General features: G+C 68.1%; 1 protein-coding gene. It reads right to left on the bottom strand.

What is annotated here, in order from left to right:
* Window positions 1–186 precede the first annotated feature (186 nt).
* Complete coding sequence (locus FHD68_RS18400) at window positions 187–1,830, bottom strand: CTP synthase (protein ID WP_045983291.1); 1,644 nt, start codon at window positions 1,828–1,830, stop codon at window positions 187–189.
* Window positions 1,831–2,064: the final 234 nt, after the last annotated feature.

The following is a 2,064-nucleotide window of genomic DNA, read 5'->3' as shown; positions in this document are numbered from 1 at the left end:
TGCTGGCCCGCACCAGCAGGCGTTCGGGACGCCCGGCCACCGCCGCCCGCGCCAGCGCCGCCACGTCGCGGCGAAAGAACCCGGCCAGCGGATGCCCGGCCACCGGTTCGACCCGCGCGAATGCATACCGCCGCGCCGTCAGGGACAGCGCGGCGGCAAGCCGGTCCGGGTCGGGCGCGGGCGCGGTCAGACCAGTCGCCCTTCCTCCATCGCCGCGCGGACGAAGCCTGCGAACAGGGGCGCGGGCTCGAAGGGCTTGGATTTCAGCTCGGGGTGGGACTGCACGCCGATGAACCACGGGTGGTCGGCATATTCCACGACCTCGGGCAGCTTGCCGTCCGGCGACATGCCCGAAAAGCGCAGGCCCGCGGCCTCCAGCTGCGCGCGATAGGTCGCGTCGACCTCATAGCGATGGCGGTGGCGATCCTCGATCTCGGTCGCGCCGCCATAGACGTCCGAAATCCGCGACCCTTGGGACAGGACGGCGGTGTAGGAGCCGAGGCGCATGGTGCCGCCCTTGTCGTCGCCGACCTTGCGGCTGACGGTATAGTTGCCCTGCACCCATTCCTTGAGATGATAGACGACCGGGGTGAACCGCGTCTGCCCGGCCTCGTGGTCGAACTCCTCGGAACCCGCGTCGGGCATGTCGGCCAGGTTCCGCGCGGCCTCGATCACGGCCATCTGCATCCCAAGGCAGATGCCCAGATAGGGCACCTTCTTCTCGCGGGCATAGCGGGCGGCGGCGACCATCCCCTCAGTCCCGCGTTCGCCGAAGCCGCCGGGCACGATGATGCCGTGATAACCGTCCAGAAGATGCGCGCCCTCTCCCTCCAGCTTTTCGCTGTCGACCCAGTCGGCCTTGACGCGGACCTTGTTGGCCATCCCGCCATGGGTCAGTGCCTCGGCGATGGATTTGTAGGCGTCCTCCAGCTGGGTGTACTTGCCGACGATGGCAATGTTCACCTGCCCCTCGGCATGCTCCAGCCGGTCCATCACGTCTTCCCACCGCGACAGGTCGGGGCGCGGCGCGGGGCTGATCTGGAAGGCGTCCAGCACGGCGCGGTCCAGACCCGCGCGATGATAGGCCAGGGGCGCCTGATAGATGGTCTTGAGGTCATAGGCCGGGATGACCGCATCGGGACGCACGTTGCAGAACAGCGCGATCTTGGCGCGTTCCTTTTCCGGGATCGGGTGTTCCGAGCGGCAGACCAGCACGTCGGGGGCCAGGCCGATGGACTGCAGCTCCTTGACGCTGTGCTGGGTCGGCTTGGTCTTCAGCTCGCCGCTGGCGGCCAGATAGGGCAGCAGGGTCAGGTGCATCAGGATGCATTCGCCGCGCGGCCGCTCGTGGATGAACTGGCGGATCGCCTCGAAGAAGGGCAGGCCCTCGATGTCGCCGACCGTGCCGCCGATCTCGCACAGCATGAAGTCGACCTCGTCGTCGCCGATTGCAAGGAAGTCCTTGATCTCGTTGGTGACGTGCGGGATCACCTGGATGGTCTTGCCCAGGTATTCGCCCCGGCGTTCCTTCTCCAGCACGTTGGAATAGACGCGCCCGCTGCTGATGCTGTCGGTGCGGCGCGCGGCGACGCCGGTGAATCGTTCGTAATGACCCAGGTCCAGGTCGGTCTCGGCCCCGTCATCGGTGACGAAGACCTCGCCATGCTCGAACGGGCTCATCGTGCCGGGGTCGACGTTCAGATACGGGTCCAGCTTGCGCAGCCGGACGGTGAACCCCCGCGCCTGCAGCAGCGCCCCCAACGCCGCCGAAGCCAGCCCCTTGCCAAGCGAGGATACGACGCCGCCGGTGATGAAGATGTAACGCGCCATGAGGCCCCCGTGATGTGCAATTCTGTCTTAGCGGGCCGTCCGAATGACGACGATCACGGGACCCACGAAATAACCGATTCGCCCCGTGGCCGCAACGGACCGCAAGTGGAAGGGGGGCGCCTGGCGCCCCCCGCAGTGGTGTCTGTCGTCAGTTCGCCGGTGCGGGCGCGGTGTCCGAGGTGGCGGGTTCCGCCGCGGCGTCGGGCGCCGCCGCCGGGGCCGTCGCGGCCGGTG

The organism is Paracoccus marcusii, from assembly GCF_006151785.1.
Lineage (GTDB): Bacteria > Pseudomonadota > Alphaproteobacteria > Rhodobacterales > Rhodobacteraceae > Paracoccus > Paracoccus marcusii.
The sequence above is the reverse complement of the archived record's forward strand: the minus strand, read 5'-3'. Positions and strand labels throughout refer to the sequence as shown.

Bases quoted from the DNA above. Each gene is read 5' to 3' on its own strand.
- FHD68_RS18400 (WP_045983291.1), bottom strand. From the start codon at position 1,830: ATGGCGCGTTACATCTTCATCACCGGCGGCGTCGTATCCTCGCTTGGC.